The organism is Halomonas sp. CSM-2, assembly GCF_002119345.1.
Classification (GTDB): Bacteria; Pseudomonadota; Gammaproteobacteria; order Pseudomonadales; family Halomonadaceae; genus Vreelandella; species Vreelandella janggokensis.
Genome location: NZ_NBYR01000010.1, coordinates 38,476 through 64,220 on the forward strand (window position 1 = coordinate 38,476; position 25,745 = coordinate 64,220).

The 25,745-nt window shown below is 57.2% G+C and carries 29 protein-coding genes; 20 read left to right on the forward strand and 9 right to left on the reverse strand.

Annotation, left to right across the window (positions count from 1 at the left end):
• Positions 1-67: 67 nt before the first annotated feature.
• On the reverse strand, positions 68-451 hold the full coding sequence (locus tag B7L15_RS10100) for a VOC family protein (protein WP_085918855.1): 384 nt from the start codon (positions 449-451) through the stop codon (positions 68-70).
• A 31-nt stretch (positions 452-482) separates the two neighbouring features.
• Here B7L15_RS10100 and B7L15_RS10105 point away from each other — a divergent pair, with 31 nt between their 5' ends.
• The 12 genes from B7L15_RS10105 to B7L15_RS10160 all read left to right on the forward strand — a co-directional run bounded on the left by B7L15_RS10105 (position 483) and on the right by B7L15_RS10160 (position 13,752).
• Positions 483-1,133, forward strand: coding sequence for a class I SAM-dependent methyltransferase (locus tag B7L15_RS10105; RefSeq protein ID WP_254902918.1), 651 nt, complete (start codon positions 483-485; stop codon positions 1,131-1,133).
• Between the two features lie 171 nt (positions 1,134-1,304).
• A complete protein-coding gene (locus tag B7L15_RS10110) occupies positions 1,305-2,678 on the forward strand; it encodes an MFS transporter (protein WP_085918857.1) in 1,374 nt (457 codons plus the stop codon).
• Positions 2,679-2,803: 125 nt separating this feature from the next.
• Positions 2,804-4,591 carry an acyl-CoA dehydrogenase gene (locus tag B7L15_RS10115; protein WP_085918858.1) on the forward strand — a complete coding sequence of 596 codons (1,788 nt, stop codon included), beginning with the start codon at positions 2,804-2,806 and terminating at the stop codon, positions 4,589-4,591.
• A gap of 124 nt (positions 4,592-4,715) precedes the next feature.
• Complete coding sequence (locus B7L15_RS10120) at positions 4,716-6,353, forward strand: acyl-CoA synthetase (protein ID WP_085918859.1); 1,638 nt, start codon at positions 4,716-4,718, stop codon at positions 6,351-6,353.
• A gap of 38 nt (positions 6,354-6,391) precedes the next feature.
• On the forward strand, positions 6,392-7,240 hold the full coding sequence (locus B7L15_RS10125) for a 3-hydroxybutyryl-CoA dehydrogenase (protein ID WP_085918860.1): 849 nt from the start codon (positions 6,392-6,394) through the stop codon (positions 7,238-7,240).
• 117 nt (positions 7,241-7,357) lie between these two features.
• Entirely contained in the window at positions 7,358-8,131 is a 774-nt protein-coding gene (locus tag B7L15_RS10130; RefSeq protein WP_085918861.1) for an enoyl-CoA hydratase-related protein, read from the forward strand.
• A gap of 121 nt (positions 8,132-8,252) precedes the next feature.
• On the forward strand, positions 8,253-8,942 hold the full coding sequence (locus B7L15_RS10135; protein WP_085918862.1) for a glutathione S-transferase family protein: 690 nt from the start codon (positions 8,253-8,255) through the stop codon (positions 8,940-8,942).
• 55 nt (positions 8,943-8,997) lie between these two features.
• Positions 8,998-9,537, forward strand: coding sequence for a YaeQ family protein (locus B7L15_RS10140; RefSeq protein WP_085918863.1), 540 nt, complete (start codon positions 8,998-9,000; stop codon positions 9,535-9,537).
• A gap of 128 nt (positions 9,538-9,665) precedes the next feature.
• Positions 9,666-10,655 carry a lipid A deacylase LpxR family protein gene (locus B7L15_RS10145; protein ID WP_085918864.1) on the forward strand — a complete coding sequence of 330 codons (990 nt, stop codon included), beginning with the start codon at positions 9,666-9,668 and terminating at the stop codon, positions 10,653-10,655.
• Between the two features lie 60 nt (positions 10,656-10,715).
• Positions 10,716-11,039: a hypothetical protein gene (locus B7L15_RS10150; RefSeq protein ID WP_085918865.1), complete on the forward strand. Its 324-nt coding sequence runs from the start codon at positions 10,716-10,718 to the stop codon at positions 11,037-11,039.
• Between the two features lie 93 nt (positions 11,040-11,132).
• Positions 11,133-11,450 carry a DUF6693 family protein gene (locus tag B7L15_RS10155; RefSeq protein ID WP_085918866.1) on the forward strand — a complete coding sequence of 106 codons (318 nt, stop codon included), beginning with the start codon at positions 11,133-11,135 and terminating at the stop codon, positions 11,448-11,450.
• A 193-nt stretch (positions 11,451-11,643) separates the two neighbouring features.
• A complete protein-coding gene (locus B7L15_RS10160; RefSeq protein ID WP_085918867.1) occupies positions 11,644-13,752 on the forward strand; it encodes a TonB-dependent siderophore receptor in 2,109 nt (702 codons plus the stop codon).
• A 66-nt stretch (positions 13,753-13,818) separates the two neighbouring features.
• Here the strand turns inward: B7L15_RS10160 and B7L15_RS10165 are convergent, their stop codons facing one another.
• The 4 genes from B7L15_RS10165 to B7L15_RS10180 form a co-directional block, all read right to left on the reverse strand.
• Positions 13,819-14,064, reverse strand: a complete 246-nt coding sequence (locus B7L15_RS10165) for a DUF2798 domain-containing protein (RefSeq protein WP_085918868.1) — start codon at positions 14,062-14,064, stop codon at positions 13,819-13,821.
• A gap of 99 nt (positions 14,065-14,163) precedes the next feature.
• A complete protein-coding gene (yghU, locus tag B7L15_RS10170; protein ID WP_085918869.1) occupies positions 14,164-15,024 on the reverse strand; it encodes a glutathione-dependent disulfide-bond oxidoreductase in 861 nt (286 codons plus the stop codon).
• 70 nt (positions 15,025-15,094) lie between these two features.
• A complete protein-coding gene (locus B7L15_RS10175; RefSeq protein WP_085918870.1) occupies positions 15,095-15,520 on the reverse strand; it encodes an organic hydroperoxide resistance protein in 426 nt (141 codons plus the stop codon).
• 140 nt (positions 15,521-15,660) lie between these two features.
• The gene (locus B7L15_RS10180) at positions 15,661-16,110 is read right to left on the reverse strand and encodes a MarR family winged helix-turn-helix transcriptional regulator (RefSeq protein WP_085918871.1); all 450 of its coding nucleotides are present in this window, start codon (positions 16,108-16,110) and stop codon (positions 15,661-15,663) included.
• Between the two features lie 256 nt (positions 16,111-16,366).
• Here B7L15_RS10180 and B7L15_RS10185 point away from each other — a divergent pair, with 256 nt between their 5' ends.
• The 6 genes from B7L15_RS10185 (at position 16,367) to B7L15_RS10210 (ending at position 21,913) form a co-directional block, all read left to right on the forward strand.
• The gene (locus B7L15_RS10185) at positions 16,367-17,440 is read left to right on the forward strand and encodes a TRAP transporter substrate-binding protein (protein ID WP_085918872.1); all 1,074 of its coding nucleotides are present in this window, start codon (positions 16,367-16,369) and stop codon (positions 17,438-17,440) included.
• A 73-nt stretch (positions 17,441-17,513) separates the two neighbouring features.
• Positions 17,514-18,107, forward strand: coding sequence for a TRAP transporter small permease (locus B7L15_RS10190; RefSeq protein ID WP_085918873.1), 594 nt, complete (start codon positions 17,514-17,516; stop codon positions 18,105-18,107).
• Between the two features lie 3 nt (positions 18,108-18,110).
• Complete coding sequence (locus tag B7L15_RS10195) at positions 18,111-19,391, forward strand: TRAP transporter large permease (RefSeq protein ID WP_085918874.1); 1,281 nt, start codon at positions 18,111-18,113, stop codon at positions 19,389-19,391.
• 12 nt (positions 19,392-19,403) lie between these two features.
• Entirely contained in the window at positions 19,404-19,931 is a 528-nt protein-coding gene (locus tag B7L15_RS10200; protein WP_085918875.1) for a gluconokinase, read from the forward strand.
• Between the two features lie 71 nt (positions 19,932-20,002).
• Positions 20,003-20,998 carry a gluconate operon transcriptional repressor GntR gene (gntR, locus tag B7L15_RS10205; protein ID WP_085918876.1) on the forward strand — a complete coding sequence of 332 codons (996 nt, stop codon included), beginning with the start codon at positions 20,003-20,005 and terminating at the stop codon, positions 20,996-20,998.
• Between the two features lie 66 nt (positions 20,999-21,064).
• Positions 21,065-21,913, forward strand: a complete 849-nt coding sequence (locus tag B7L15_RS10210; protein WP_085918877.1) for an MOSC domain-containing protein — start codon at positions 21,065-21,067, stop codon at positions 21,911-21,913.
• On the opposite strand, the gene B7L15_RS10215 is transcribed toward B7L15_RS10210, so the two are convergent.
• Positions 21,867-22,772, reverse strand: coding sequence for a DMT family transporter (locus B7L15_RS10215; protein WP_085918978.1), 906 nt, complete (start codon positions 22,770-22,772; stop codon positions 21,867-21,869). The two genes, B7L15_RS10210 and B7L15_RS10215, sit on opposite strands and share 47 nt — an antisense overlap.
• 172 nt (positions 22,773-22,944) lie before the next feature.
• On the opposite strand from B7L15_RS10215, the gene B7L15_RS10220 reads away from it, so the two are divergent.
• Positions 22,945-23,367: an OsmC family protein gene (locus tag B7L15_RS10220; RefSeq protein WP_085918878.1), complete on the forward strand. Its 423-nt coding sequence runs from the start codon at positions 22,945-22,947 to the stop codon at positions 23,365-23,367.
• 114 nt (positions 23,368-23,481) lie between these two features.
• Here B7L15_RS10220 and B7L15_RS10225 read toward each other — a convergent pair whose 3' ends face one another.
• Positions 23,482-24,138: a 2OG-Fe(II) oxygenase gene (locus B7L15_RS10225; RefSeq protein WP_233337244.1), complete on the reverse strand. Its 657-nt coding sequence runs from the start codon at positions 24,136-24,138 to the stop codon at positions 23,482-23,484.
• Positions 24,139-24,146: 8 nt separating this feature from the next.
• Positions 24,147-24,797 (reverse strand): CoA pyrophosphatase, encoded by a 651-nt coding sequence (locus B7L15_RS10230; RefSeq protein WP_085918880.1) that lies wholly within the window; start codon positions 24,795-24,797, stop codon positions 24,147-24,149.
• 52 nt (positions 24,798-24,849) lie between these two features.
• Here B7L15_RS10230 and B7L15_RS10235 point away from each other — a divergent pair, with 52 nt between their 5' ends.
• Positions 24,850-25,407: an NUDIX hydrolase gene (locus B7L15_RS10235; RefSeq protein WP_085918881.1), complete on the forward strand. Its 558-nt coding sequence runs from the start codon at positions 24,850-24,852 to the stop codon at positions 25,405-25,407.
• 6 nt (positions 25,408-25,413) lie between these two features.
• Here the strand turns inward: B7L15_RS10235 and B7L15_RS10240 are convergent, their stop codons facing one another.
• Complete coding sequence (locus tag B7L15_RS10240; RefSeq protein ID WP_085918882.1) at positions 25,414-25,725, reverse strand: NGG1p interacting factor NIF3; 312 nt, start codon at positions 25,723-25,725, stop codon at positions 25,414-25,416.
• Positions 25,726-25,745: the final 20 nt, after the last annotated feature.

Genomic DNA, 25,745 nt, shown 5'->3' on the forward strand with positions numbered 1-25,745 from the left:
GTAATAACAAGGATTCTCTATCGTATTTCAGTGAACGCTATTGTAGCGTGCCTGACCGGTCTTGGCATTAGCGTGCCGCAGGGCGGCAAATCTCGAGCAGGTTGCCGTCCGGGTCGCGCAAATAAATCGACTCGATGGGACCATTGGCCCCCTGGCGTGCCACGGGGCCCAGTTCGATATCAATCCCCAGGACATCCAGGTGCTGTTTGAACTCGTTCAGCGGTAGTTGGCAGCGCAGGCAGAGGTCTAGACTACCGGGAGTGGGGGTGGCAGAAATGGGTGCAATATCCGTGTCGGTCTGATGCAGGCGCAACGCGGTATCGCCGAGGAGCAAGTCGACCCGTTGGGCGTCTCGGTAGCGTACCTCCAGTCCCAGAACACGTGAGTAAAAATCCACCGCGCGACCCATGTCGGTCACGGTCACAACAAGATGGTCCAGACCTGAGAGCATGCCACTTTCCTTAATACAAAACAGTGAGTCAATGAAGACAACGACGCGGCGTTGCCCGCTATGTGACGAGGGTGATGCTACCCTCTATCATCAAGATCGCCGCCGTGACTATTTCCAGTGTGCCACGTGTGCACTGGTCTTTGTGCCGCCAGAGCAGCATTTGAGCGCAGCCGCCGAAAGGGCGGAATACGACAAGCACCAGAACTCGCCGTATGATACGGGATATCGACGTTTTTTAGGGCGTTTATTTACCCCGCTGACCGCTAGGCTGACCGCCCAGGCTCGAGGGCTTGATTTTGGCTCAGGCCCTGGGCCCACGCTCTCTGTGATGTTCGCAGAGCAGGGCTACCCCATGTCAATTTATGACCCCTTTTATGCGCCAGAACAGCGGGTGCTTACCCCTGAATACGATTTTATCACCGCGACAGAAGTCGTCGAGCATCTGGCGCAGCCCGGCCAGGTACTGGCTCAATTGGCCGGACTGCTAACGCCCGGTGGCTACCTTGGGATGATGACCAAGCGGGTCACGTCGCCCGAGTCGTTTGCTCGCTGGCACTATATTGCGGACCCAACACACGTCAGTTTCTTCAGCGAAGCAACATTTTGCTGGTGGGCCGCCCAGCATCATTTTACAGTGGAATTTCCTGGGCCTGACACGGTTATCCTGCGTAAATTGCTATAGCCGACAGCGACGCCGTCAGAAAAGCATTGACTTTACCCCGTTCGGGGCAATAATTGCGCGCCGTTATCCCTGCCTGAATCGATGTGCCAGGTGAGATGGCGGTTTCTGTGGGCGCGCTTTGCCGTGTTTTCCACGCCTGTTTTTCATCTCTATCGGCAAGACGAGGTTTTCATGTCGCGGCAACTGCTGGCCATGGCGCTGGCGCCCCTTTTAGGGCTGTTCATTCTCGGGATCGGTAACGGCTTTCTCGCTACCTTGATTACCATCCGCCTGGATGCGGCAGGTGAGTCGGCCACGTTAATCGGCATTGTCTCGTCCGCCTACTTTATTGGCCTGGCACTGGGTGCCATGGTGAATGATCGCCTGTTACTGCGTATCGGTCATATCCGCGCCTACGGTAGCTTCGCCTCGCTGGTCGCCGTGACGGTACTGCTACAGGGCCTATTCTTTGATCCCTGGGCCTGGTTCGTGCTGCGTTTGATCGGCGGCTGGGCAACGGTGGGGGTCTATCTGGTCATTGAAAGCTGGCTGTTGACCTCTGGCGACCAGAAAGTGCGCGGTCGTCTGCTCGCGCTGTATATGATTTCGCTGTATGCCGCTGGCGTGTTGGGGCAATTGCTGCTGGGCGTGACCGATGCCATGGGCATGACGGCACCGTTCATGGTGATAGGGCTTCTGGCGTCACTCTCGGTACTGCCAATGGCGATGATTCCACGCGTATCACCGCTTATCGAGCATGCCGAGCCGCTTCCGCCTCTTCGCCTGATCACCATGACGCCAACCGGTGTCATGGGCAGTCTGGGGTCCGGCATGGTGGTCGCGGCGGCGTATACGCTGCTGCCGCTCTATTTACAGCGAATTGGCATGACGGTCAGCCAGGTTGGCCAGATGATGGCCGTGGTGATTATGGGCGCCATGCTACTGCAGTACCCCATTGGCCGCTGGTCGGATCGCCACGACCGCCAGATGGTGTTGATCGCGATCAGCGCTTTCTGCGCGCTGATCTCGGCGGCAATGTTGTGGCTACCGCTTTCCACCCCAATGCTGGCGGTGTTGCTGTTCCTGCTGGGTGGCGGGGTGTTTGCGCTTTATCCGGTGGCGGTCAGCCATGCGGCTGATCGTGCTCCGGCCGGTGCCCTGGTGCGCATGAGCCAGGGACTGCTGTTGATCAACTCCATCGGTGCGACGATCAGCCCGCTGATGATCTCCCCGGTGATGACGGTCATGGGCGATGCCGGGCTGTTCTGGGCTTTCGGTGCGCTGAGCCTGTTCTTTGTCATGTTCTTCAGTTGGCGTCGACGTGTTCGCCCCGCGCCTGTGCCGGTGGCACCGTTTACCGCCACGACGCCGATGAGCTCTGCGGGTGCCGAGCTGGTAGTCACCGAAGAGCTGATGCAGGGAGCGCTGGAGCACGAACATCTGGAGGATCTGTCGGACCTGGTGCCCGATGTGGACGTGGCGGAACCAATTGTCGGGCCACCGCCTGAAGACGAAAATCACATCGTTTATTACGATGATACCGAGCAGGCTGGTGAGCGGCATTGAGGCGCCGTCGTTAATTGCGTGACGTTTTGTTGAGACCTTGGGCTAATGGTGTGTAGTGGCGAGGATTACTAGTATCACTGTAGACTTTCAAACAATTGTTTAAATTCTCAGCCCGAGGTCTTGTTATGAACTATTACGCCGCGCCGGTACGCGATTTGCGCTTTGTGCTTGAAGAACTGCTAGCGCATCGCTCGCTGAACCTGCCGGGCTTTGAAGAAGCCACCCCCGATCTGGTCGAGGCAGTGCTTGAAGAAGCTGCCAAGCTGGCCGGTGATGTCTGGGGGCCGCTGAACGATGTTGGCGACAAGCAGGGAGCAAAGCGCCATTCAGATGGCAGGGTAACGACGCCTGAAGGCTTCGCGGCGGCTTACCAGGCGTATGTGGAGGGGGGCTGGAACGGCATTGGCGTCTCTGAATCATTGGGCGGACAAAATTTGCCGGAAGTGGTGGCCAGCGCCGTCCAGGAAATGCTCCACGGCGCCAATATGGCGCTGGGTCTTTGCCCCATGCTGACAGCCGGTGCTATCGAAGCCTTGGCCCACCATGGTAACGACGACCAGAAAGTGGTCTATCTCCCCAAGCTGGTAGAAGGTACCTGGACCGGGACCATGAACCTGACCGAGCCCCAGGCCGGCTCGGATCTTTCGAAGGTCCGTACTAAAGCCATTCCCGAAGGCCGTCATTACCGTATCAGCGGCCAGAAAATCTACATTACCTGGGGCGAGCACGACGCCGCCGAGAACATTATTCACCTGGTACTGGCCCGCAAACCCGACGCGCCGGAAGGCAACAAAGGCATTTCGCTGTTTCTGGTGCCCAAATTTCTGGTCAACGACGACGGTTCCCTGGGTGAGCGCAACGACGTCACCTGCGCCTCCATTGAGCACAAGCTGGGCATCCACGGTTCGCCCACCTGCACCCTGAGCTTTGGCGAAAATGGCGGCGCGGTTGGCTATCTGGTCGGCGAGGAGGGGCGTGGCCTCAACCATATGTTCACCATGATGAACGAGGCACGCCACAAGGTTGGTATTCAGGGCATTGGCGTGGCCGAGCGCGCCTGTCAGCACGCCTTTGCCTACGCCCTGGAGCGCACCCAGGGGCGTTCCCCTAAAGCCCGGGGCGGTAAGGACTGCACCATCAGCGACCACCTGGATGTGCGCCGCATGCTGCTCTCCATGCGTTCACGCACCGATGCGCTGCGCGCGCTGGCCCTGTACTGCGCCGCCGAACTGGACACCGCCCGCCATGCGGAAAACAGCGATGCCCGCCAAGCCGCCCAGGCCCGCGCCGATATTTTGATTCCCGTCATCAAGAGCTTCTCCACCGATCAGGCCGTGGATATTGCCTCTATGGGCATTCAGGTACACGGCGGCATGGGCTATGTGGAAGAGACTGGCGCCGCCCAGCTGCTGCGCGATGCCCGCATTGCACCGATTTACGAAGGCACCAACGGTATCCAGGCGCTCGATCTGGCGGGGCGGAAGCTCCAGCGTGACAACGGCGAAGCGCTCACCGCGCTCTTGAAAGAGGTCGCCGCGACGGTGGAGCAGCTCAATGCCGACCCCGCCTTGGCAGCATTGGGCCGCGGCTTGGCCGCCGGGCTTGACGATTTAAAAGCCGCCCAAGCCATTGTGCTGGCAGAGGGTAAAGACCCCGATAGCGGCGCAGACGCCGTTCAGGCCTACGCGACACCGTTCCTGAATCTAGCGGGGCATGTGCTGTGCGCGTGGCAAATGGGTCAATCAGCGTTGAGTGCCAAAGCTGCCATTCATAATGGCAGCGACGATCCCTTCTATACTGCCAAGATGCGTAGCGCCGACTTTGCCATCACTCAATGGCTGCCAGTAGGCCGGGCACAGCGGGCGGTGATTGATGCAGGTATACAATGTTTAAGCGACTTTGAGGTTCATTGACGCTAATTGTTAGTTTCGCACCGCCGCCCTTTGAGGCGGCGGTGCTGTTTCTAGGCTATCAAAACAGTCATTTAAAACGTGCGCTTATTAATAATAACGATTTCTATAATGCCAGGAGCCGACCATGACGAACACTTCTATCTTCGAGCAGGGGTTGCCGAAGACCGTTGCCAACCACGTACCGCTTTCACCGCTGACCTTTATCGAGCGCTCGGCGTCGATCTATCCCGATTACCCTGCGGTGGTTCATGGCAGCACGCGGCGCACCTGGGGTGAGACCTGGTCGCGTTGCCGTCGGCTGGCTTCTGCCCTCAAGCAGCGAGGCATTCAGCCGGGCCAGACGGTGGCGGCCATGCTGCCCAACGTGCCCGCTATGTTTGAAGTTCACTTTGGCGTGCCGCTGGCCGGCTGTGTATTGAATACCCTGAACATCCGTCTGGATGCCGAGGCGATCAGCTATATGCTGGGGCACGGCGAGGCCAAAGCCATTCTGGTTGACCCCGAGTTTGCCGACGTCATCCAGCAAGCGGTGGCCAAGCTTGAGCATAAACCGTTGATCATTGACGTCGCCGATGTGGAGTTTCTTGGCGACACCCAGGGCATTGGGGAAATTGAATACGAAGCGCTACTCCAAGAGGGCGATGCTGAATTTGCCTATCAGCTGCCCACGGATGAGTGGGATGCGATCTCGCTCAACTACACCTCCGGCACCACCGGTAAGCCCAAGGGGGTGGTTTATCACCATCGCGGCGCTTACCTGAACGCGGTGAGCAATATCATGGAGTGGGCGATGCCCCACCACCCGATCTATCTTTGGACACTGCCGATGTTTCACTGCAACGGCTGGTGTTTCCCGTGGACGATTGCCGCCAACGCCGGGGTCAATATTTGCCTGCGCAAAGTCGACCCCAAAAAGATCATGCAACTCATTACCGCCGAGAAGGTCACTCACTTCAGCGGGGCGCCGATTATTCTCAATGGCCTGGTGAACTTACCGGCCGACGACAAGTGCGAGTTTGATCACCCGGTGAAAGTGACCACCGCCGGTGCGGCACCTCCCGCGTCGGTAATTGCCGGGGTAGAGAAGCTGGGCATTGACGTCACCCACGTCTATGGTCTGACGGAAGTGTATGGGCCGGTGACCGTGTGCGCCTGGCGCGAGTCGTGGGATGAGTTGTCGCTGGAAGCGCGGGCCAAGATCAAAGCCCGCCAGGGGGTGCGCTATCACATGCTCGAAGCCCTCTGTGTGGCCGACCCGCTAACCATGGAGCCGGTCCCCAAGGATGGTCAGACCATCGGCGAGATTCTGATGCGCGGTAACAACGTCATGAAGGGGTATTTAAAGAATGCCGAAGCCACCGAGCAGGCGCTGGAAGGGGGCTGGTACCACACCGGGGATCTGGCCGTGTGGCACCCGGACGGCTATATCGAGATCAAGGACCGCTCCAAGGACATCATTATTTCCGGCGGTGAAAATATCTCGACCATTGAAGTGGAAGACGCTATTTACGGCCATCCTGCCGTGGAAGAGGCAGCGGTGGTGGCCAAGCCTGACGAGAAGTGGGGCGAAACCCCCTGTGCCTTTGTGAAGCTCAAAGTCGGTTATGGTGAAGTCAGCGAAGCCGATATTATCGCCCACTGCCGTGAACACTTGGCAGGCTACAAAGTCCCTAGAATGGTTATCTTCAGCGACCTGCCGAAAACCTCGACGGGCAAGATTCAGAAATTTGTACTGCGGGAAGAAGCCAAACAGCATCAATAATCGCTAGCAGAATCAGTCATCGACCGGGGAGAGAATGCATGAGTGATCAGAATATCGGTGTCGTCGGCGCAGGTACCATGGGGCAGGGGATTGCCCAAGTGGCGGTTGCCAGTGGCGTTAATGTGCACCTTTATGACGTGGCCGAGGAGCCGCTTGGCCGTGCCAAGGCAAATATCGATAAAGGTTTGGGTAAGCTGGTCACGAAAGAAAAAATCAGCGCGGCGGAGAAAGACGCTGCGCTGGCGCGCCTTTCTACCACCACCACGCTGGACGCACTAAGCAACTGCGCGGTGATTATCGAAGCTGCCCCTGAGCAACCCGAGCTGAAAGAGAAGCTGTTTCGCGATCTCAGCCAGTTGAGCAGCACCGCGATACTGGCCTCCAACACCTCTTCGCTATCACTCACTCGCCTGGCAGCGGTGTGTGAGCACCCAGAGCGCGTGGTGGGGATGCACTTCTTCAACCCGGTGCCGGTGCTCAAACTGGTGGAAGTGATTCGCGCCGAGCAGACCGCCGATGCCACCGTGGCCGAGATTGAAAAACTTGCCAAGACCCTTGGCAAAACCGCCGTGCCGGTGGGCGATGCGCCTGGCTTTGCGGTCAACCGCTTACTCGTACCCATGATCAACGAAGCGGCATTTATTGTTCAGGAAGGCACTGCAACGCCTGAAGCCATTGATGAGGCGATGAAACTCGGTGCGGCTCACCCCATGGGTCCGCTGGCGCTGGCGGACCTGATTGGCCTGGATGTCTGCCTGGCGATTACGGAGGTGCTGCAGGAAGGCTTTGGTGACCCCAAATACCGTCCCTGCCCGCTGCTCAAGCGTATGGTCGCGGCGGGTTATCTAGGCCGTAAGAGCGGACGCGGTTTTTATCATTACGAGTAGCTTGCACTGATGTTAAGAGCGCGGCATAAATAAGTCATTGCCACTCAACCAAGCGTTCGCTAGGGTTGGGTGGTATCCACTTTACAATTCCATAATAAATCAAACAAGGAGCCTGTCATGAGCGAAGCAGTGATCGAAAAGGTTGATAACGATGGGATGGTGCGCCTCACCATCAATCGTCCCAAAGCACTGAATGCATTGAATAGCGATGTGCTGTTAGCGCTGGAAACCCACTTGGTGGAGCTTGAAACCCACCCGAATCTACGCGGCGTACTGCTTACCGGTGCCGGTGAGAAGTCCTTCGTGGCCGGTGCTGATATCACCGAGATGCGTGACAAGACGCCAGAAGAAGCGCGCGCCTTTGCCAGCCAAGCGCTGCGTACCATTAAACGCCTAGAGACGTTACCCGTGCCGGTGGTCGCGCTGGTGAACGGGTTTTGCCTTGGCGGCGGCTGCGAACTGGCGCTGGCCTGCGACTGGGCGGTAGCCACCGACAACGCCGTGTTCGGTCAACCTGAAGTGCTGCTGGGGGTCATCCCCGGCTTTGGCGGTACCCAGCGACTGCCGCGCCGCGTTGGCCCTGCCATGGCGATTGACCTGGTCACCACCGGACGCAAAATTGACGCCCAGGAAGCGCTGCGTATCGGCCTGGTGAACCGGGTAATGCCGCAAGCGGAGCTTGAGGGCTACGTTGAAGAGCTCACCAAACAGCTTACGGGTAACGGCCCACAGGCGGTGCGCGGTGCCAAGCAGGCGGTCCACGACGGCTTGGATCAAGACCTGGACAGCGCCCTGGCGCTGGAAACCAGCCTGTTCGCCTTCTGCTTTGCCGGCGACGAACAGAAAGAGGGTATGTCCGCGTTTGTCGAGAAGCGCAAGCCGAGCTTTTAAGCCTTCGCTCATTCAAGATTTGCTGATTTAGGGGGTGGCGCTTTCGTCACCCCCGTTTTATGCTCGATGAAACACGTCATTTGATTAACGTCGCCGTTATCGACACTGCAAGGTGCGCAGCATGTTTGATTTATATATTGCCAACAAGAATTACTCTTCCTGGTCGCTGCGCCCTTGGGTGTTGATGAAAGCGCTGGAGATTCCGTTTAACGAACATCTCATGCCGTTTGAGGGTGGTTTTGGTGCTAGTCATGAGGCGTTTAAACGTTTTTCGCCTTCGGGGCTGGTGCCATGTTTAGTCGACGGGGAAACGGCCATATGGGACTCTCTGGCGATTGTCGAGTACCTTGCCGAGCAACACGATGAGGTTTGGCCTGCTGACAGAGCGGCCCGTGCCTGGGCGCGCTCGGCCAGCGCCGAGATGCACAGCGGCTTTGGTGCGCTCCGCGATGAGTGCTCGATGAATTGCGGTATGCGGGTGGCGTTGAATCGCTTATCGGCCAAGCTCAGCGCCGACGTGGCTCGCCTGGATGCGCTGTGGCAGCAAGGGCTTGAACGCTTTGGCGGGCCGTTCTTGGCGGGTAAGCATTTCACTGCGGTTGATGCGTTTTATGCCCCCGTGGCGTTTCGCGCGCAGACGTTCAAGTTACCGATCAGTGGAGCTTCCCAGGCGTATGTGGAACGTTTGCTCGCGCTGCCTGCCATGCAAGCCTGGTATCAAGCGGCGTTAGAAGAATCATGGCGTGAGCCCATGCACGAAGCCGAAACGCTGAAAAATGGCACTCTCAAGGCGGATTACCGCCAGTCATAACCTGTCATACCCATGTATCAGGTACACTGACGAAAATTTTCGTTTGGAAACTGCAATGGCACTTAGCGCAACACCCTACAAAGTGGATATTAATCTGACCGATCTGGATCGCGGGGTGTATGAGTCGCTGCGCTTTACCGTGGCACGCCATCCGTCAGAGACAGAAGAGCGCATGACCGCACGCTTGCTTGCTTATGTGCTGTGGTACAGCGAAGCCCTGGCCTTTGGGCGTGGCCTTTCTGATGTCGATGAACCTGCTTTATGGGAAAAGAGCCTGGATGGCCGTGTCTTGCACTGGATCGAAGTCGGCCTGCCGGATGTTGATCGTCTTACCTGGTGCTCACGCCGGGCCGAACGCGTATCGCTGCTTGCCTACGGGCGGGTGGATCAGTGGGAGAGCAAAGTACTACCGAATGTAGCATCGCTGAGAAATGTGCATGTGGCAGGGCTGCCCCAGGAAGCGCTTGCGACCATTGCCAATGATCTGCCAAGGGCGATTAACTGGGCCGTGATGATCAGCGAAGGATCGCTGTTCATTACCGATGAAAACGGCCAGCACGAGATCACGCCGCAATGGCTGTTACGCGACCGGTAACCTTTTTCTGCCGTCGGCCAACACGTATGCTTGCTATCATTCTGCACAATTACATACAATCAACAATGTTTGTTGACGATTGATGCCCAACGAGCTTCTTCTCCCCTCCTCAACTCAAGGAATGAGCGATGAATGGATATTTCTCTTTGCGCTGGTCACTTGCCAGCTTTTTTGCCTGCGTTTGCCTGCTGCCCGGGTTGGCCAATGCAGCGGATGATGCGTTATCAGTCAAGTTTGAAAACGACAGTCTGGCCAGCAGTGACGATGGTCACTTCACCAGCGGCTTTGAGCTTAACTATGCATATGAACCTGACGCGGATAGCTGGACCCAGCACCTGGCTACCGCATTACCCGATAGTCTGATCGGTAGTGCCGATAGAGCCGCCTACCGGCTGGTGCATCAGATCTACACGCCGAACAATATTAGGCGAAGTGAGCTGATCGAGGATGATCGGCCCTATGCGGGGCTTGTCTACGGCGGTATTTCGCTTTACGAAGATGTGCCGATTGGCAACTGGCTGCAGACGACGGACCTGCACCTGGATGTCGGTCTGGTCGGGCCGTCGTCGCTTGCCGATAGCATTCAGCGCGAAGTGCACCGTGTTACCGATAGCGAACGTCCTAGCGGCTGGAAAAATCAGTTGGGGGATGAAGCGATACTGAATGCGGCAATGCGCCGCCAGTGGTGGCACAGCACGCCGTTGGGTGGCAAGCAGTTTGCCCATGGGCCCAGCGTCAGCGGTGCTCTGGGTAATCTATACACTTACGCCAGCGCCGGTTACAGCGTGCGCTGGGGCGATGAAGCCTCAGGCATTCCCACGCTGACCCCTATTCCCGGCAGCCGTCATCATATAACCGGTAACGATGGTTGGCAGTGGTACCTGTTTGCCAGCGTAGACGGCTATTACATGGCGCAAAACCTGACTTTGGATGGCAATTCCTTCAGAAATAGCCACTCGGTGGATCGCAAGGAGTGGGTCGGGGACGTGTCAGGTGGATTGGCGCTGGCCTGGGAAGATTGGCAGGTGACCTATGCCGCCGTGGTGCGATCGCGGGAATTCGACGGCCAGGAAGAGCAGGATAAGTTCGGTGCGTTGACGCTGTCGAAACGTTTTTGATGGCAAAACGCGCTAGGCTGTTATCGATTCCACCCGACTGACCGTTGGAGAGGGTGTCAGATGGCCAGGAAAGCATACCCCCGCACGCCCGATGGCCGCTATTTTGTGGCCAAAAATCGCCTGTGGCGGTGTACCGATCCACGCTTGAGCGAGGATGAAAAACGCACCCATATCAAGGCGCTGATGAAAGCGCGCCGGGCGGTGCGAACGGCGCAACAGCAAGACGACCCCGACGCGCTGCGCCAGGCGCGTGACGCGGTGCAGGTTGCCAAGGAAGCATTGGGCGAGCGCGGGCCGGTATGGTGGGACGATGATGCGCCCGACGAAGGGGGACTGGCGCCCGATAACAGCACGTATGCGCAGTGGTGGGCGAGTCGTCAGTAAGCCTGCTCGGCCCCCATTTCGTCCTGCAGCGATTCACGCCAGGGCCTGCTGCTGGTACGCTGCGCCGCTTTCCATGCTGATGAAGGACTTGCGGTGAATATCAAGGCAGATCTATCGATTCTCGACATTGTGGGCCACCTGCTTATCTGGGTGGTGCTGAGCGTGATTACCTTCGGTATCGCGCTTTTCTTCTTTCCCTATTCGTTTGCCCGCTTCGTGATCAACCGGACCTCGGTGATCGACCCCAGTAGCGGCGTGGAGCGGAAAATGGTGTGCGATATCAACCTGTTCAGCAATGTTGGGCATATTATCCTGTGGATGCTGATCTCGCTGCTCACCTTTGGGTTGGGGTATCTGTTCTACTTTTATCGCGTGTGGAATTATGCACTGAACAATGCCCGCGTCGTATAACCCTCACTCACGGCACCACCTTACCTCGTTAATCCATTATGGCCGGCAGGGCGTACGCCTTTGTCGGCGCTATCCGTTTACTCCTCTCGCGTTCCAGCCAGGTGCTTTACAGGCGACCCCCAAGTCTTTATATTAATTCGCAAATAAAAATCACTATCATTGTTATTAATATTAGCTCCGGGATCAACCTATCATGCAAAATTCAGCCTTTCATGTGCGCAAGCTCTCCAGTGCGGTGGCGCTTGCGTCGCTTATCGCCCCCACGTTTGCCGCGGCCCAGCAAGCCGAATCCGACAGTGACGTCGAGCTGGACGCCATTCAGGTCGTGGGTACTGCCGTGGATGCAATGGGCTATATCGAAGCGGAAAAACAGCCCAGTGTGGGCAAGCTGAACGTACCGTTAAACGAGCAGCCGTTCTCCATGTCGGTGGTGGACGAGCAATTCATGCAGGATACCGGCAGCAAAACCATTCAGGATGCGCTGCTCTATACGCCCGGTGTCTACGCCGGTAACTATGGCTTTGACACGCGCATCGACGGGGCCTCTGTACGCGGTATCGAAGCCGGTCGCTATCTGGATGGCCTGCGCCAGCTTTACGGCTCCTACAATTCAGTGCGCACCAATCCCTATGCATTGGAGAGCCTGGAAGTGCTGAAAGGGCCGTCGTCGATGCTCTACGGGCAGGCGGATCTGGGCGGCATTATCAACGGGGTGTCCAAGCTGCCCGAGGAAGAGCGCAGCGGCGAAGTGTGGGCGCGGTACGGTTCGCATAACCGTAAGCAACTGGCCGTGGATGTTACGGGTGCCGCCGACGAGGATGGCACGCTGCTCTATCGCCTGGTGGCCTTGAAGCGTGATAGCGATACCCAGGTGGATCACGTCGAGGATGACGGTTATGTGGTGGCGCCCTCGCTGACCTGGCGGCCCAGCGACGACACGGAAGTTACCCTGCTGGTCAATCGCCAGGAGAATAAAGGCCAGGTGTCGGCGCAGTTCCTGCCCCAGGCGGGTACGCTGGAGCCGGGTTCCCAGGGCTTTATCGGCTCGGAGCGGTTTGTCGGTGAGCCGGGCTGGGACCGCTACGACCGCGAGAAAACCGAAACCACGTTGTTTTTCGACCATCAACTGAATCGCGACTGGGCATTTTCCGCCACGGCGCGTTATACCGACTCCAGCACTGAAACTCGCGAGCACTGGGTTGATATCCCAAGCGTGCCCGACGCCAATGGCGAGGTCTCGCGGACGATCTTTACTGCCGATGCCGCCACGCAAATATTCAATGTGGACGCGCGTCTGCAAGGCAATTTTGAGCTTGGAAATACCCAGCATAACCTGATCGCCGGTATCGACCGTCAGGACGCCCGCTGGGAGCAGGATAACTATGACTCGGTCCCTGGCGGCGGCGGCAACATCGATATTTATAACCCTCAGTACGGTGATTTACAGCTGGACTCGCTGAACCCTTCAGATCGTCCCGATAATGAAATCGAGCAGGTAGGGATTTACCTGGCTGATCACATTGAAGTCGGCCCGGTGGTGGTGTCGGCGGGGCTACGCCATGATTGGGCGGAAAACCGCGAGCTGGCGGTGTCCGGGTCTGATTCGGTCAGCGATCAGGAAGCGACGACGGGACGCCTGGGGCTGATGTATCGGTTTGCTAATGGGGTATCTCCCTACGTCAGTTATTCCGAAGCCTTCACCATGAACCTGGGCACCGACGGCACGGCAAACCCCAGTGCGCTCAAGCCCACGCGGGGCGAGCAGGAAGAAGCGGGGATCAAGTATCTGTCACCGGACAAGTCGCTGGCCATCAACGCCGCGTATTTTGATATCACCCAGGAAAACCGGGTCAGCGACGGGGTAACTCCCGGTGGCGTTGAACAGACCGGCGCTGTGATCGACGGCTGGGAACTGCAGATCAACAAACGCTGGCAGGACTTTGAAACCCAACTGGGCTATACCCACATGAACGCCAACGACGATAGCAGCGGTGAGCGGCTTTCCGCCGTGGCCGAAAAACAAGCCTCGTGGTGGAACAAGCTGTACGTAGGCAACCACTGGCGGTTGGGTGCGGGGGTGCGCTACATCGGTGACAATGTGGGCTTTGGTGGCTCGCCGGTGGTGCCATCCGAGACGCTGTATGACGCCATGATCGGCTACACTGTCGGGCAGTGGGACATTAGTCTGGATGCCAAGAACCTCACCGACGAGGAATTCATTTCCTGGTGCCGTTACGAAGGCGGGGACTGTGGCTACGGCGAACGGCGTAATGTGACAGCCAACGTCCGCTACCAATTCTAAGGATTTGAACGAGGCTGAAAAGCTAAAAAGGGGCGTCGAATGACGCCCCTTTTGGCTTGGTGTGATTCAGGCTTTGTCCCGCTCGGGCGGCCGTTTCACCAGCAGGGTGACGAGTCGGCGCACAATGGGCAACACCAGATTGATGACCGGAAAGGCCACGACGAAAGCAAACAGCCAGGCTTCCAGCCAAATCATCACAATGCCGTCAACAAGGCCGATATTGTAAAGCGTAATCACCAGCGACATAACGCCTGACATGAACAACGCCATCAAGAAGGTAAACAGCAACTGACTATATTTAGGGTCAATCATGACGTCTCTCTTCATATGGCTAAGCTTATACACGGCATGACGCAAAACGGCCCGTGATGGGCCGCTTGGGGTAATGCTCAAGCGAATGCGAAGGCGTCATTATTGCTTGTCTTGGGTGCGACGTTCAAAATCGCTGGCATCATGGCGCTCATGCAACTGTTCATGGGGTTCGCCCCAGGTGCGGTTGACCATGCGGCCACGCTTGACGGCCGGGCGCTCGTCGATCTCTTCGGTCCAGCGAATGACATTCTGGTAGGTATGGGCTTCAAGGAACTCGGCCGCTTCATAGACCCGATTCTTGACCAGTGCGCCGTACCAGGGATGGATCGCCATGTCGGCAATGGTGTATTCATCGCCTGCCATGAAGCGGTTTTCGGCCAGGTGGCGGTCGAGTACATCAAGCTGGCGCTTGACTTCCATGGTGTAGCGATCGATCGGATACTGGTAGCTCTCCGGCGCGTACGCGTAAAAGTGGCCGAAGCCGCCACCGAGTAGCGGCGCGCTGCCCATTTGCCAGAATAACCAGGACAAGCACTCGGTGCGTTTTGCCGGGTTAGTGGGCAAGAAGGCGTTAAATTTCTCGGCCAGATAAAGCAGGATGGCGCCGGACTCAAACACCCGCTGAGGCGGCTGTGTGCTGTGATCCATCAGCGCGGGGATTTTCGAGTTAGGGTTCACCTCAACAAAACCGCTGCCAAACTGGTCGCCTTCACCAATCTGGATAAGGTGCGCATCGTACTCAGCACCCGCAATGCCTTTCTCCAGCAGTTCTTCGAGCATCACGGTGACTTTCACCCCGTTGGGGGTGGCCAGTGAATAAAGCTGTAGGGAATGTTTACCAACCGGCAGCGGTTTGTCATGCGTTGCGCCCGCGACAGGGCGGTTAATGTTGGCAAATTTGCCGCCGTTGCCGGGTTCCCATTGCCATACGCGTGGTGGGGTGTAGGTGTCTTCGCTCATCGTTCCCTCCTGTTAAAGGAAGCCACCGCACCAAATGATGCAGTGGCTGATGGTTCGCTGACTATCGACCTTATACCACTGTCAGTGTGACGTCGATATTACCGCGCGTTGCATTGGAGTAGGGACAGACAACGTGGGCCTTATCGACCAGCATTTGCGCAACGTCTTTTTCAAGGCCGGGCAGGCTGATTTCGAGTTCCACTTCAATGCCAAAACCGGTCGGAATAGCCCCAATGCCAACGTGGCCGTTAATTTGGGTATCGTCTGGCAGCTTAACGTTTTCTTGGCTGGCAACGTGTTTAAGGGCGCCTAAAAAACAGGCTGAGTAACCTGCTGCAAAAAGCTGTTCGGGATTGGTACCGTCGCCGCCGGGGCCGCCCAGTTCTTTGGGCGTGCTGAGCTTGACACTCAACGCGCCGTCGGACGATTTGGCATGACCCTCGCGGCCGCCGGTAGCGGTGGCATGGGCACGGTAGGCAATCGTTTCAATCGACATCGTCAATACTCCTTGCATGACTCGATAAGTAAGCTTCACCCAAGCTGTACATAACGTGGGCGTGGCAATAATTTAGTGCAGCTTTAGTTTGTGCGCAAGCTAAATGGCCGAGCGTTTTTGATCCGTGCTGGCAAGGGGGACTACTGGAAGGTTTGTAATTTATCGCGGAGTTTAACCAGGTCGTCTTTGAGTTGGGTAAGTGCCTCGATGGACTGGTCGCTTGCATTGACGACGCAGCTAGGGATATGACGCGCCCGTTCGCGCATCGACCGGCCATGTTGGGTCAGAAACAGCTCTACTACCCGCTCATCCTGGCGGCTACGCTGTCTGATCAACAGGTGATCGGCTTCGAGCCGCTTAAGCAGGGGAGTGACCGAGCCGGGGTCAGTGAGTAAGCGCTTGCTCAACGTGCTGACCGTAATGCCGTCTTCCTGCCACAGCACCAGCATTGCAAGGTATTGAGGGTAGGTAAGGCCTAGCTCTTTGAGTAGTGGTTTGTAGACCTTGGTCATCATCAAGGACGTGGAATAGAGCGCGAAGCAAAGCTGGTTATCAAGCTCCAGTTCACTGCAGGTCGGGGTGTCGGCCATGATGGCTCCCTCAAGAAATACTTGTCCCTAATGTAGCGTGATAGGCCGCTAGGTGGCTAGCGGCCTATACCTTGGTCGCAATTTGTCTGTTTCGCTTTGACACCGTGATGGTAGATGGCTAGCCTTCGCTTAACAAATGTTACCGGTAACAAAGCGTCGATAATCGTCGTGACCGGCAACGTTCTCTCGGTGGCGATGCCATTCATCCGCTATCAATCACCATCATCAACAACAATGATTTGTATGGAGATACGTCATGACTGCAATTTGGCGCAACACGCTTACCCTGGTTGGCGCGACCACCCTGACGCTGGGCATGGCCCATGCCCAAAGTCCCGAGCTTTCCGACCCGCCTGAAATCGATGGCGATAAGGTCGGCGACCACGGTACTCATACGCTGCGTATGGGTATCGGCCTATCTGAAAACTCACCGCAGTACATTTCCAGCCAGTATTTTGGTGAGATTCTCGAAAAGCGCACAGATGGGCGTATCACCGTCAATGTCTTCCCCAACAGCCAGTTGGGTGACGATGTCCAGATGCTCGAAATGCTGCAAACCGGCACGCTGGACATGACCTATCCGTCCAGCTCGGCAGCCACGGGCTATGTTGAAGAACTCGCCGTTTTTGACCTGCCGTTTTTGCTGCCAAGCCGTGAAGCCGCCGTCGAGGTCCTGCAAAGCGATGTGGCGTTGGAACTGCTGGAAGGCTTTGAAGGTTCCGGCCTGAAGCCGCTGGCATTTTCTGAAAATGGCTATCGCCAGCTTTCCAACAGTGCTCGCCCGGTTGAAACGCCGGAAGATGTTGCGGGCCTTGATGTCCGTGGCTTGAGTGTCCGCACCATGGAAAACCCGGTGCACCTGGATATCTGGGAAACGCTGGGGGCCAACCCGACGCCCATGGCGTTTGGCGAGCTTTTCTCGGCGATGGAGCAAGGCGTGGTTGATGGCCAGGAGAACCCCTGGAGCACCATCCTGACGTCTAACTTCCATGAAGTGCAGGATTACGGCACCGAAACGCGCCACGTGTACACACCGTTCATCATGATGCTTTCGGAGCGCACCTGGGACAGCATGGCACCTGAGTACCAGGAACTGGTAATGGAAGCGGCGCGCCAGTCGGCCGAATACGAAATTCAGCTGTCGGCGGAGTACGATACGTGGTCGCGTGAGCAGCTTGAAGAGCGTGGCATGCAAATCACTCGCCTCAATGACGAGCAATTGGCTGCCTTCCAGGAAGCGGTGCAGCCGGTATACGAAGAGTGGGCGCCGCGCATTGGCGAAGAGCTGATTCAAGACATCCAAGCGATTGTCGACGACAGCACCGAATAACCCTCGCCTTTCTTTGCAGGTGATCGGGCAGGCCCATTGGCCTGCCCGAGTTGTCAGTATCTCTGGAGTTATCATGACCACTTCCCAGACGACCAAGCTTAACGACCCCGTGATGGAAGATCCTTCGGTGTATCTGGATGATCCCAATCGCAAACAGTTAGAACTCGATACTGACACCCGTCAGGGTCCCGCGGTGTTTCGCTGGCTAACGCTCGGCATGGAGTATCTGATTGGCGCTATTCTAGTGGCGTTGATTGCTTCTGTTTCCTGCAATGTGGTGGGGCGCGCGCTGTTCAATCATTCTCTGCCCTGGGCAGATGAGTTGGCGCGTATGCTCTTTATCTGGTTGGTGTTTGTCGGGGCCGCGGCAGCGTTTGCGCGCTATGAACATATTGCGGTAGATGCCCTGGTGCGTCGTCTACCCATACGATTTGCCCATGTGCTTTATTGTATTCAGCATTTGATCATTACCGCCTTGATGGGCGTGATGTTAGTTGGCGGGTACCAAGTCATCGCGAACTCCAGCGGCCGCTCGGCGATTTTGAATGTGCCATTGAGTTTGTTGAGTTTGTCACTGGTGCTGTGCGTTTTATTTATCGCCGTGGTGTCGCTATGGCGGATGTGGGTGAGTCTTTGCATCATTCGCCAGCCAGAAAAGGGGGTCTGAGCCATGTTGTGGATTTTTCTTGGTATCTTATTGATTTCTATTGTGCTGGGCTTGCCGATTGCCTTTGGCTTAGGCGTTGCCGCGGTGGTAATGGCGGTGCTCTCGGATATTCCGCTGTCGATCATGATCGAGCAATCGATTCGAGGGGTGAACAGTTTTCCGCTGCTGGCCATTCCCTTCTTTATTCTGGTGGGGGAAGTGATGAGCCAGGGCGGCATTGCGCGTCGCCTGATGGAACTGGCTGGGGCGCTGGTCGGCTTTATGCGCGGCGGCCTGGGCCAGGTCGCAATCACCGGCTCGATGTTCTTTGGCGGTATCAGCGGTTCCGCCGTGGCCGATACGGCGGCTACCGGGGCCATGATGATCCCGTCGATGAAGCAGCAGGGCTACAGTGCGGCTAATGCCACGGCAATCAATACCGTGTCATCGGTCATCGGGATTATCATTCCACCGTCAATTCCGCTGATTCTCTACGGCATTGTGACCGAAACTTCGATCAGTCGTCTTTTCATTGCCGGTATTGTCCCGGGGATGATGATTGGCTTTGCCTTGATGGTGACTACTTTTATTCTGGCGAGCAAGCAGGGCGGCGGGGTGCGAAAGTTCCGCTGGGATGCACTCTGGAAAGCCTTTAAAGACGCCTGGCTGGCGCTGGTACTTCCGGTCATTGTGATTGGCGGTATCATTGGCGGTATCTTTACGGCCACTGAAGCAGCCGTAGCCGCATTACTCTATGCGCTGGCGATTTCCCTGCTGGTGTATCGTGAGTTCAGCATTAAGGCGCTGGGCGGCATGTTGATTCGCACGGCTCGCCTCACCGGCATGGTGATGATGCTGCTGGCGTTTGCCACCGTGATTGCCTGGTTCCTGACTATCAACATGGTTCCGCAAACCCTGGTGTCTCAAGTGCAGTCGATCACCCAGGATCCTTTCTTGCTATTGTTGATCGTGGCTGCTTTGCTGTTGGTGGTGGGCTTTGTGATGGATCTGACGCCTGCCATGGTGATCATGGCACCGATGCTGGCCCCGATCGTCACTTCCGTAGGCGTAGATGATGTCTACTTCGGCGTGCTGATGGCCTTTATTCTCGGGGTTGGCCTGCTGACGCCGCCGGTTGGCACCTGTCTATATGTAGGGTGCGGGGTTGGTAAGGTATCCATGGAGTCATTAGTGCGTGCGATGCTGCCGTATTATGCTGCGCTGCTGGTGGTGCTGGTGATATTGATCGCTTTCCCTGGCATTGTGACCTGGCTACCTGATCTCACCGCTGTGCGCGGTAACTAAGGGAGCGTCTGTATGGAAAGTGCTTCTCAGCGCATTCTAGTGATGGGAGTGTCCGGTTCGGGTAAGTCTCATGTTGGACAAGCGCTGGCGGCCTCTTTGGGGGCGACATTTATTGACGGTGATGATCACCATTCACCGGCTAATGTAGCGAAAATGGCCAGCGGGACACCGCTCAATGATGATGACAGGCGTGAATGGCTGGATACGCTTGCCGATCTGTTTGCCGAGTATTACCGCCAGGACTCCTCGGTGGTGATTGCCTGTTCGGGGCTGAAAAAACGCTACCGTGATCGGCTGCGCGCTGGGGACTCGGAGCTACGCATTCTGTATCTGGAAGGAAGTCGAGAACTGCTACGCGAGCGGTTAAGCGAGCGGGCGGATCATTTCTTCAAGGGCGACGGCATGCTGGCAAGCCAATTGGCTGATCTGGAGCCACCAGGGCCAGCAGAAGCGGTCAGCTTGTCGATAGCATTAACACCCAGTCAGATTGTACGCGACTTCCTGGCCACACTGCCTGCCTCAACCGAGCCCCCCTACTAAGCGGGTATCGCTCTGGGGCCAAGGTTTCGTTAGGCTAAGGCCCCGGACTCAGGTTGAAGAAGGCACCTCGTTTGAAGAAAAAACGCCCCACCTTGCAAGATATAGCGGATCGCGTTGGTGCCACCAAAATGACGGTGAGCCGCTGCCTGCGCGACCCCGAAACGGTGTCGGAAGGCTTGCGTGAGCGCATTTTTTCGGCGGCTGAAGAGATCGGCTATATCCCCAATCGTGCGCCCGACCTGCTGTCCCGGGCGACCAGTCATTCGATAGGCGTGCTGGTGCCGTCGCTCACCAACCAGGTGTTTGCCGACGTTATCGTCGGCATTGAAACCCTGACGGAGCCCGCTGGCTACCATCTGATGCTGTCTCACTACGGCTATAGCCCCGAGCTGGAAGAGCGCAGTCTGGCATCGTTACTTTCCTACAATGTCGACGGTGTCATTCTTTCCGACCATGAACACACTGACCGGAGCCTGAGGATGCTGGAAACCGCAGGTATTCCGATTGTTGAAATCATGGACACTCATCGTGCGCCACTTCAGCAGGCAGTGGGCTACGACAACGTCAATGCGGCTTTCGATATGGTCAGCGAGATGATACGGCGCGGTCGGCGACAGATTATTTACCTGGCAGTGCGTCTTGACGAACGTACCCGGCAACGCGAGCAGGGCTATCGCGATGCCATGCAGGCCAATGGCCTGGCGCCGGTCACGCTGTACAGTACTCAACGCTCGTCCTATACCGTGGGGGCGGCGCTGATGGAGCGGATCATGGCCGATTACCCGACCGCTGACGGGATCTTTTGTACCAATGACGACGTTGCGGTGGGGGCCTTTTTTGAATGCCAGCGGCGTGGCATCAGGGTACCCGAAACAATGGCAATTGCCGGTTTTCACGGCCACGATGTTGGCCAGGCGATGACCCCGAGGCTCGCCAGCGTGATTACCCCTCGCCAAGCTATCGGCAAAGCGGCAGCCGAGGCGCTACTGGCCCGTATCGAAGGCGCGCCTGTAAAACACGAAGTGGTCGATCTGGGCTATGCCATTGAAGCCGGTAGCACCCTATAGGCCTTTCACGTCTGGCGAAGCAGCAGACAACTGGCTAGAGTAAGCGTTTTCTTTAAGGGGGCCGCCATGAAGATTGTCCAACTGAACGTTTACCCGGTTAAATCATTGCAGGGAATCACCCTGGAGCAAACCCGGCTACATGCGCATGGGCTGGCCTGGGACCGCCGCTGGATGCTGGTCGACCCCCGGCAACGCTTTGTCACCCAGCGTCAGCTACCCGCTCTGGCGACGATTGGCGTTGCGCTGACCGACGAACACTTGGTGCTCTCGCATCCTGACGTCGAGCCGCTGAGCGTACCGTTGGCAGAGCCTGAAGGTAAGTTACGCCTGGTTAGCGTCTGGAATGACCACTGCAAAGCGCTGCCGGAAGGCCCAGAGGTGACACATTGGCTTGAGGCTGCGCTCGGCGAGCAAGCCAAGGGGATGAGTCTGGTGCGTTTTGCCACCGAATTTACCCGTGCCGTCGAAGAGGATTTTCTGGATGGCGGGGCGGCGCATACCTATTTTTCCGACGGTTACCCCTTTTTATTGACCACCACCGGCTCGCTCGACGCCTTGAACAATGCCTTGACCGCAGGTGGTCAAGCGCCGGTGCCGATGAGTCGCTTTCGCCCCAATGTGGTGATCGAGTGCGACCTACCCTGGGCGGAAGACCGCTGGGCCACGTTAAGTGAGTCCACGGGGACATTTCAGTTTACGCTGCGTAAACCCTGCCAGCGCTGCAAGATCACCACCATCGACCAGCAGACAGCTGCGGTTCCCGAGCCGGGTGAACCGCTGAAAACGCTGCTGTCGCTGAATACCCAGCCTGACTTGAAAGGCGCCCATTTTGGTCAGAATGCCACCTTGACCGGCGGAGACGGTGCGATTATCCGGGTGGGGGCGGCGCTTGAGGCAAGCGAGCGCGACGCCTGAAACGTAATAGGCGTGTGGCAATCGCGGTGCCCAGTAGCGTGATCAACATCCCTGCGATAATTTGCAGGCTGAGCGTCTCGCCCAGCAGCAGGTAGCCCCAAAGTAACGCGCTGACCGGCACCAGAAACGTGACGGTGGATGTTGCGGTGGCTCCGGCGCTGGCGAGCAAGCCGAAGTAAAGCAAAAAAGCCAGCGTGGTGCTTAGGATCGCCAGTGCCAAGGCGTTACCCCACGCCAGTGGAGATATAGACTCGCCTGGCCACAGTAGAATGCCCGGTATCAACAGCACGGTGGCCGACATCGCACAGCTACCGGCCGCCAGCACACGGCTGGGTAGATGGCTCAAGCGGGTTTTCGAATAGTTACCGGCAATGCCGTAGCAGAATGTCGCCCCCAACACCGCCAGGATAAACCAGCCGTCGCCGCCTACCGCGAAGTCAAGCCGATTGGCCGACAGCACATAAACACCTGCCAGGGCGAGTGCCAACCCGAGGTATTGCTGGCGGATGATCGGCGTGGCAAAGAAGAATGCCCCGATAAGCGCTGTAAAAATTGGCGTGGTGGCGTTGATCAGCGACGTGAACCCTGCTTCCAGGCGCGTCGTCGCCAGGGCCAGCAGTGAGAAAGGCAGCACGTGGTTGATAATGCCAAGTAACAGTAGCGGTCCCTTGTGCTGCCATATCAGATGCAAATAGCGGGCGCTGAGAAGAAACGGCAGTAACAGCAATGCACCTATCCCCATACGTACCAATATCAGCGGAATCGGACCAAACTCGGGTACGGCGACGCGCATAAAAATAAACGATAATCCCCAGAGAGAGGAAAGCAGCACTAATTTCAGCGCATCTGCCGACGACATGGCGAGTCCTTGCACAAAAGGGTTGGCATTGAGCCGACAGCTTACGACCGTCCTGGCCTCAATGGAACCTGGGCTGTCGGCAGAGCGGCAAAAATCAGCTACGCTGGTGAAGTGGCTGCCGTTACTGGCGGCTCCATCAATAACCTGACATTTGACGCGAAAGGAGCTATCCATGGATCGTAAAGCAAGCGCACGTTGGGAAGGTGGACTGAAAGATGGTCGTGGCCATGTTGCCACGGAAAGCGGCGTACTCGACGCCAGCTATTCATTCAAGAAGCGCTTTGAAGACGAAAAAGGCACCAACCCTGAAGAACTGATCGGCGCCGCCCACGCCAGCTGTTTTTCCATGGCCTTGTCGATGGTGTTGGGTGAAAAAGACCTAACCGCCACCTCTATCGAGACCAGCGCCAATGTGACGCTCTCTCAGAGCGACGCCGGGTTCGATATCTCGAAAATTCATCTGGACGTTGAAGCTCAGGTGGACGGTGCCGATGAGGCGACCTTTAAAGAAGCGGCAGAAACGGCCAAGGCCAATTGCCCGGTCTCCAAGGTGCTCAACGCCGAGATCAGCATGACGGCAAAGCTCAAACACTGAGTCTCCGCTGACAACGAACGGGTCAAGCTGATTGCTTGACCAATGTTGACTGTTTCAGATACTGACGCCCTGGCAATGGCCAGGGCGTTTTTTATTTTATGTTGGGTTTATGGCTTAGCGCGCCGGGTCGAGCACGCCCCCCATCGACGCATTGCGCCGGAACCAGCCGGCGATGCTGGCCCGTGGTTGTTGGGTGGGGAGCACTTCGTGGGGAATGGTGTCCGACATGAAACAGGCAAAGGTACCCGCTTCCGGTACCACTCGGGCTACTGCCTGGTCGGGTGCGTCGGGATGGTACAGAACCATTTCACCGCCGCCATCGGCAGGCCAGGCAGGGTTCAGGTAGCCTACCGTGGAGATCACGCGATTGGCTCGCCCGCGGAAGCTGTCCAGGTGGCGCTGGTAAAATGCCCCGGGCGGGTAGTGGGCAAAATGGGCTTCGTACTCGAACAATCCCAGGAACAGTGTCTGGTTGAGCACCTGCTGTAAATTTTCCATTGCCATTAAGTAGCGCCGCTGAGCGTCGCTTTCACGGTCGAGCCAGTGGATCGCGTCGCCACGAACGTCTTTGCGCAGGTGATGCTGTTTTCCTCGGCCGATACCCGCTTCATCCAAGGCGTTATGCGCGGCCATATGATGCAGCTCTTGATGAAGGGCATGGCACAGATCAAGGTCAATAACACCCCGGCCGACATACCAGCCTTGTTCAACCAGCGCATCCACCAGCTCTGCCTGGGCAGCTGATGACAGAACGGAAGGCGATAAATGCATGCTTGGGGTCATTCGTTGGTTCTCAAAGGTTTTGAATGCAAGGTCGGCGAGTTGCGTTCTGGGTAATGACGCAATGCACCGTCAGGACGCTGGTAAAGGTCGATCGGCATGTCAAAACCCTCGGCCAGCAGTTCCACCAGCATCATGGCAGACAGCCCCCAAATGATATGGCCGTCAACCTGGTAACTGGGCACGTAGTGGGCGACGCCATCGACGGTAATCACATCGGTATGCGTTCGCCGATCGTCCAGGAAATGGCTTAACGGCACTTCAAAAATAGCGTCCAGCTCACCGGGATCGGCCACCAGCGGCAGGTCGGGCGGAATAATCCCCACCCAGGGCGTTACCCGGATACCGTGCAGCGAGATGACATCGGATAATCGGCCCAGTGCCGTGACGTGCCCTGGGTCGAGGGCAACCTCTTCCTGGGCCTCGCGCAGCGCCGTGGCGTAAAGGTCATGGTCGTACGGCTCGCGCATACCACCGGGGAAAGCCACCTGGCCACTGTGGGTACTGAGGTGGCGGGCGCGCCGGGTAAACAGCAGGGTCGGGGCCGGGCGCTCGACAATAGGCAGCAAAACAGCCGCCTCGGGCAAGCCAGCGTGGTCTAGCCGTTGAGGGGAGAGTTGTTGCAGCCGATTGCGAAGTGTCTCTAACATGTAGCATCCATAAGCGTTGTTATCTTTTCCCAGCAGCCGTAGAGAAATCGCAATGAACTTTTGCAGCCAGTGTGGCAATACCGTCCGTTTTGCCGTTCCTGAAGGCGATGATCGCCCGCGCTATCTTTGCGATACTTGCGGCACCATCCATTACCAGAACCCTCGCATTGTGGCAGGGACGCTACCCGTGAGCGGTACCAAGGTATTGCTATGCAAACGCGCCATTTCCCCGCGTAGAGGGTACTGGACCCTGCCGGCCGGCTATATGGAAAACGCCGAAACCACCGAACAGGCCGCCACTCGCGAAACCCGTGAAGAAGCCTGCGCTGAGGTGGCGCTGGCCAATCTCTACACGCTGATCGATTTACCGCATATCAACCAAGTTTATATGATTTTTCGGGCGGAACTTACCGGTGGCTTCAACGCCGGACCGGAAAGCCTTGAGGTGGCGCTATTCGAGGAACACGAAATCCCCTGGGATGAGCTGGCGTTTCCCACCATTGAGCAAACGCTCCGACACTTCTATGCCGATCGCGTGCGTCACGAATATCCGCTGCATATCAGCGCCATCAATCCTGAGGATCGTGAGCGCTACGCCGGTAGTGCCTGAGAGGCCCTAGAGATCGGCCAGTGCCCAAACATCATAGGCAACTTCTTCATAGGGATGCGCCAGTTTTAACGCAGCGATAGCGGCTTGAATATGGTCGTCGTCGCAAACCAGTTCAACCTTCAGCTCGTCCACGAACTCAAGCTCGCCGACCTTGCCAATATGCGGGTCTGCTCCGTTAAGCGGGCGGAACTGACCCGTACCCCGGGTCTGGAAACAGCAGGCCTCGTAATCGCCGATGCGCCCCGCGCCGGTTTCAAACACGGCTTCCTTGACGCTTTCTGCTTCCTCAACGGGGACAAAAAATGCCAGCTTATACATGGGTTAACGCCTCCTGATTC